Source organism: Pseudoroseomonas cervicalis ATCC 49957 (genome assembly GCF_000164635.1).
Lineage (GTDB): Bacteria > Pseudomonadota > Alphaproteobacteria > Acetobacterales > Acetobacteraceae > Pseudoroseomonas > Pseudoroseomonas cervicalis.
The window spans coordinates 1,413,026-1,417,894 of sequence record NZ_GG770777.1 but is presented as its reverse complement, the minus strand read 5'-3'; the positions used below and the strand labels follow the sequence as shown (position 1 = coordinate 1,417,894).

The window sequence follows — 4,869 nt, the reverse complement described above, 5'->3', positions numbered from 1 at the left end:
CTCCACGGGCGGGGGCGGCGGCGGGGCGGTGCGGCGGGGGCGGCGCGGTGTCTCGACCGCGGCGGCAGTCTCGGTCAGCATGATGGCCAGAAACGCGCGCCGGGCCGTTCCGGTTCCGCGTCCCGCCGGAGACACGCCAAGATGAGTTCTGCCTTCCAGATCCTGCCGCTCGCGCCGCAGCATCGCGCCGAATGGGAACGCCTCTACCAGGGCTATGCGGAATTCTACCGCGTCACCCAGACGCCGGAGATGCGTGAGAAAGTCTGGGGCTGGATCCACGACCCGGCGCATGAGGTGCAGGCCTTCATCGCGCTCTCGCCGGAGGGCAGGGGGCTGGGCCTGGCGCATTACCGGCCCTTCGCGCGACCGCTCTCGGCCAGCACCGGCGGTTTCCTCGACGACCTGTTCGTCGACCCGGCGGCACGCGGCACGCGGCTGGCCGATGCGCTGATCGGCGCCATTGCGGAGGTGGGCCGGCAGAAGGGGTGGAGCGTGATCCGCTGGATCACCGCGGAGGACAATTACCGCGGCCGCGCCGTCTATGACCGGGTGGCGGCGCTGACGCCCTGGAAAACCTACGATCTGAAGCTCTGAAGCGGCCTGCTCGGGCTGGGAAAGCGGGTGCGGCGGGGCCATCTGCAAGGCCATGCTGACCCGCCGCTCCGCCCTGGCGCTGCCCGCGCTGCTGCTGCCCCGCGCCGCCGGCGCCGTCGCCACCACCCGCCAGGACTGGCCGGATGCCGAGCGGCAGCGCAGCCTGCCGGTGCTGCTGCGCCTGCCGCAAGGGCAGGGGCCGGTGCCGCTGGTGATCATCTCGCACGGGCTTGGCGGCTCGCGCGAGGGGCTGGCCTATCTGGGGGAGGGGCTGTCGCAGGGCGGCATCGCCGCGCTGCATGTGCAGCACCCCGGCACCGATGACAGCCTGTGGCGTGGCGAGGCCAACCGGCAGGCGAATTTCGCCGCCGCCGCCAGCGATGCCGGCCGCGCGCTGGACCGGCTGCGCGACATCGTCTTCCTGCTCGACGCCATCCCCCGCCGGCCGGAGCTGGCGGGCCGGGTGGATGCGCGGCGCATCGGCATCGCCGGGCATTCCTATGGCGCCTGGCTGGTGCAGCACATGCTGGGCCAGCGCCTGCCCGGCGGCGATCGCGGCCTGACCCTGCCGGATCCGCGGCTCTCCGCCGGCATCGCCCTCTCCCCCATGCCGCCCGAGGGGCTGCCGCCGCGCCTGGCCTTCGCCCGCGTGGCGGCGCCGATGCTCTCCATCACCGGCAGCGAGGACCATAGCTGGATCGGCGGGGTGCGGGCCGAGGCGCGGCGCATCCCCTATGATTCGATCCAGGCGCCCGGCGTGCTGGCGGTGCTGCAGGGGGCCGGCCATGCCAGCTTCGCCGGCGAGCCGGGGGTCGGCGGGCGGTGGGAGGAGGACACCTACCACAACCGCGCCGCCGGCCTTGCCCTGGCCTTCCTGCGCGCCCTATGGCTGGGCGATGCCGCCGCCCGCGCCTTCCTGCGCGACGGCGCCCCCGGCCTGCTGGCCGCGGGCGACAGGCTGGAGCGCAAGGGCCTGGGCTGAGCCGGCCCGGGTTGGTCAAGGTTGGGGCGGAATGCCGGACTACACGCTGGAGCTGGCGGCGGGCGGGCGCGTCGCCGGCGTCGATGAGGCCGGGCGCGGCCCGCTGGCCGGGCCGGTGATGGCCGCCGCCGTGATGTTCCACGGCGCGCCCCCCGACACGCTGGCCATGCTGCTGGATGACAGCAAGAAGCTCTCGGCCGAGAAGCGGGAGGCCGCCTTCGCCGTGCTGCGCGCCGCCGCCCGCGCCGGGGTGCTGGACTACGCCATCGCCGCCGCCTCGGCCGCCGAGATCGGCCGGCTGAACATCCTGCGCGCCACGCATCTGGCGATGTGGCGCGCCGTCTCCCGCCTGCCCGCCCTGCCGGACCTGGTGCTGGTGGATGGCAATGCGGCGCCGCGCCTGCCCTGCGCCACGCGCTGCGTGGTGAAGGGGGATTCGCTCAGCCTGTCGATCGCCGCCGCCTCGATCCTGGCCAAGGTGACGCGCGACCGCGCCATGATCCGGCTGGATGGCCGCTGGCCGGGCTATGGCTTCGCCCGCCATGCCGGCTACCCGACGGCGGCGCACCGCGCGGCGCTGGAAAAGCTCGGCCCCTGCCCGCACCACCGGCGCGGCTTCGCGCCCGTGGACCAGCTCGCCCTGCTCTGATCCCACCGACTCGGGGGAGGAATGGCGCTCGCGCTTCCTTGACGGCGCGACTCCGCCCCGCGCATTGTCCGCCTTCGAGTCGCTGGGGGTTTCGCGGGCGTGGGGACGGGGCTGGATCTGCCGTTGGACTGCATTCTGGAGGGGGATTGCATCGAGATGCTGCGGGCGCTGCCGCCGGCCTCGGTGCACGCCATCTTCGCGGATCCGCCCTACAACCTGCAGCTGAAGGGCGAGCTGCGCCGGCCGGATGAGAGCGTGGTCGATGGCGTGGACGACGCCTGGGACCGCTTCTCCGACCTCGCCACCTATGATTCCTTCACCCGCGCCTGGCTGACCGAGGCGCGGCGCGTGCTGCGCAAGGACGGCACCATCTGGGTCATCGGCAGCTACCACAACGTCTTCCGCCTGGGCGTCGCGCTGCAGGATCTCGATTTCTGGATCCTGAACGACGTCATCTGGCGCAAGGCCAACCCGATGCCGAATTTCCGCGGCCGCCGCTTCACCAACGCGCATGAGACGCTGATCTGGGCCTCGCGCGGGCAGGAGAGCCGCTACAAGTTCAACTACACCGCCATGAAGTCGCTGAACGACGATGTGCAGATGCGCAGCGACTGGTTCATCCCGCTCTGCACCGGGTCCGAGCGGCTGCGCGACGAGAAGGGGCAGAAGGTCCACCCCACCCAGAAGCCCGAGGCGCTGCTGCACCGCGTCATCCTCTCCTGCACCTCGCCCGGCGATGTGGTGCTGGACCCCTTCCTGGGCAGCGGCACCACCGCCGCCGTCGCCCGCCGCCTCGGCCGCCGCTACATCGGCATCGAGCGCGACCCGACCTACGCCGCCGCCGCCCGCGCCCGCATCCAGGCGGTCGAGCCGCTGTCGGAAAGCGCCATGCTGGTGACCCCCACCAAGCGGGAGCAGCCGCGTATTCCTTTCGGTGCGCTGGTCGAGCGCGGGCTGGTGCCGCCCGGCGCCCGGCTGGTGGACCGCCACCGCCGCTTCGTGGCCGAGGTGGGGGCCGATGGGTCTCTCCGCTGCGGCAAGGCACAGGGGTCGATCCACCAGGTCGGCGCAGCGGTGCAGGAGGCGCCCTCCTGCAATGGCTGGCTGTTCTGGCATGTCGAGCGGCGCGACGGCACGCTGCGCCTGCTGGACGAGCTGCGCGCCGAACTCGTCGCCAGCCAGGGCGGCTGAACGCCGCCCCTGAGAGGGGCTTTGCCCCTCTCACTCCCCACCAAAGGCCTGAGGCCTTTGGAAACCCATCAGCGCGCCTCGGCCCGGCGCGTGGTGGCCAGGAACAGCACCGTGCAGGCCAGCACGCAGGCGCCCAGGAAACCGATCGCGGCGCCTGGCCCATGGCTGGCGCCCACCGGCCCTGAAGCCGCCTGCAGCACCGCGGCACCCAGGAAGAAGGAGAGGTTGACGGCGGACAGCGCCTTGCCGGCCTCGTCCGGCGGCACGGCGGCCCGCGTCATGGCGAAGATCAGCGGCTGGATCGAGATGCTGAGGCCGAAGCCGAACAGCAGCAGCGCATCGCCCGAGGGCGGCAGCATGGCGAAGCCCAGCACCCCCGACAGCCAGCCGCCCGGGCCGCCGGCGGCCAGCAGCAGCAGCAGCAGCCCGGCCAGCGCATGGCCCAGCGCCAGCAGCGCCCGCCGCTGGCCGAAGCGGCGGTCCAGCACCCCGGCCAGCGCCGGCCCGGCGATCAGCGCCAGAGTGCAGACCAGCAGCACATTGCCGGCCTCGATGCGCGGCAGGGACTTCACCTCCATCAGCCACGGCCCGCCCCACAGCCCGCGCACCCCGATCACCACGGCGAAGGAGGCGAAGGCCAGCAGCACCATGCCGCGCAGCCGCCGGCCCAGCCCCATGCGCAGCACCCGCCGGGCATCCTCGGCCAGCGTCGGGTGCGGGCCGGGATTGGGAACCGGGGCGGGCACCAGCCGCGCCACCAGCAGCGCCACCACCAGGCCGAGCGCCGCCGCCACCCAGAAGCCGGCGCGCCAGCCCTGCCGCTCCACCAGCCAGGCCAGCGGCGAGGCGGAGAGCAGCATGCCGATATTGCCCACCCCCTGGATCAGCCCCGACCACAATCCGAATTTCGCGGGCGTCAGCAGCTTGGCGGCCAGCGTCATCGGGCAGAGCAGCATGCCGCAGCAGCCGAGGCCGAGCACGATCTGCGCGACCAGGAAGCCCGCCGGCCCGCCGACCAGCGCCGCCAGCACCGCGCCCAGCGTGATGGTGGCCAGCAGCACCAGCGCCACCGGCCGCACCCCGTAGCGGTCCAGCGCGACCCCGAGCGGGATCTGCCCGGCGGCGAAGGCGAAGTGATAGGCGCCGGTCAGGCTGGCCAGCCCCTCGGCCGAGACGCCGAGATCGGCCGAGAGCAGGTCGGCGGCGATGGCCGGCAGGGTGCGCACCAGGTTGGAGAGCATATGGCCGCAGGCCAGCACCAGCAGCGGCGCCACGAAGGCGGCCGAGGCCTCGCGCGGGGATGTCATGGCATTCCTCGGTCGTTTCTGGGCGCCACGCGGCGGGGCTGCCGCGCCTCACCCCCCAGGCGTAGCAGAGGTCGCGCCGCCTGCCTGCCCCCGGCCCCCGCATGGCAGCTGGGCGCCGGGTTGCGCCGGGTGGGGTCGCCACCCCG

Annotated in this window: 5 protein-coding genes; 4 read left to right on the top strand and 1 reads right to left on the bottom strand. The window is 73.5% G+C overall.

The features are described from left to right. The first annotated feature begins 141 nt into the window (after positions 1–141). The 4 genes from HMPREF0731_RS06150 (at position 142) to HMPREF0731_RS06135 (ending at position 3,416) form a co-directional block, all read left to right on the top strand. Positions 142–594 (top strand): GNAT family N-acetyltransferase, encoded by a 453-nt coding sequence (locus HMPREF0731_RS06150; protein ID WP_007003184.1) that lies wholly within the window; start codon positions 142–144, stop codon positions 592–594. Positions 595–646: 52 nt separating this feature from the next. Beyond that, positions 647–1,576 carry an alpha/beta hydrolase family protein gene (locus HMPREF0731_RS06145; RefSeq protein ID WP_007003183.1) on the top strand — a complete coding sequence of 310 codons (930 nt, stop codon included), beginning with the start codon at positions 647–649 and terminating at the stop codon, positions 1,574–1,576. A 31-nt stretch (positions 1,577–1,607) separates the two neighbouring features. Then, positions 1,608–2,225 carry a ribonuclease HII gene (locus HMPREF0731_RS06140; RefSeq protein WP_007003182.1) on the top strand — a complete coding sequence of 206 codons (618 nt, stop codon included), beginning with the start codon at positions 1,608–1,610 and terminating at the stop codon, positions 2,223–2,225. A gap of 156 nt (positions 2,226–2,381) precedes the next feature. Beyond that, positions 2,382–3,416, top strand: coding sequence for a site-specific DNA-methyltransferase (locus HMPREF0731_RS06135; protein ID WP_211207912.1), 1,035 nt, complete (start codon positions 2,382–2,384; stop codon positions 3,414–3,416). 68 nt (positions 3,417–3,484) lie between these two features. On the opposite strand, the gene HMPREF0731_RS23065 is transcribed toward HMPREF0731_RS06135, so the two are convergent. Beyond that, complete coding sequence (locus HMPREF0731_RS23065; protein ID WP_007003180.1) at positions 3,485–4,723, bottom strand: MFS transporter; 1,239 nt, start codon at positions 4,721–4,723, stop codon at positions 3,485–3,487. Positions 4,724–4,869 lie beyond the last annotated feature (146 nt).

Coding starts and splice junctions, on each gene's coding strand:
- HMPREF0731_RS06150 (WP_007003184.1), top strand. CDS start 142: ATGAGTTCTGCCTTCCAGATCCTGCCGCTCGCGCCGCAGCATCGCGCC.
- HMPREF0731_RS06145 (WP_007003183.1), top strand. CDS start 647: ATGCTGACCCGCCGCTCCGCCCTGGCGCTGCCCGCGCTGCTGCTGCCC.
- HMPREF0731_RS06140 (WP_007003182.1), top strand. CDS start 1,608: ATGCCGGACTACACGCTGGAGCTGGCGGCGGGCGGGCGCGTCGCCGGC.
- HMPREF0731_RS06135 (WP_211207912.1), top strand. CDS start 2,382: ATGCTGCGGGCGCTGCCGCCGGCCTCGGTGCACGCCATCTTCGCGGAT.
- HMPREF0731_RS23065 (WP_007003180.1), bottom strand. CDS start 4,723: ATGACATCCCCGCGCGAGGCCTCGGCCGCCTTCGTGGCGCCGCTGCTG.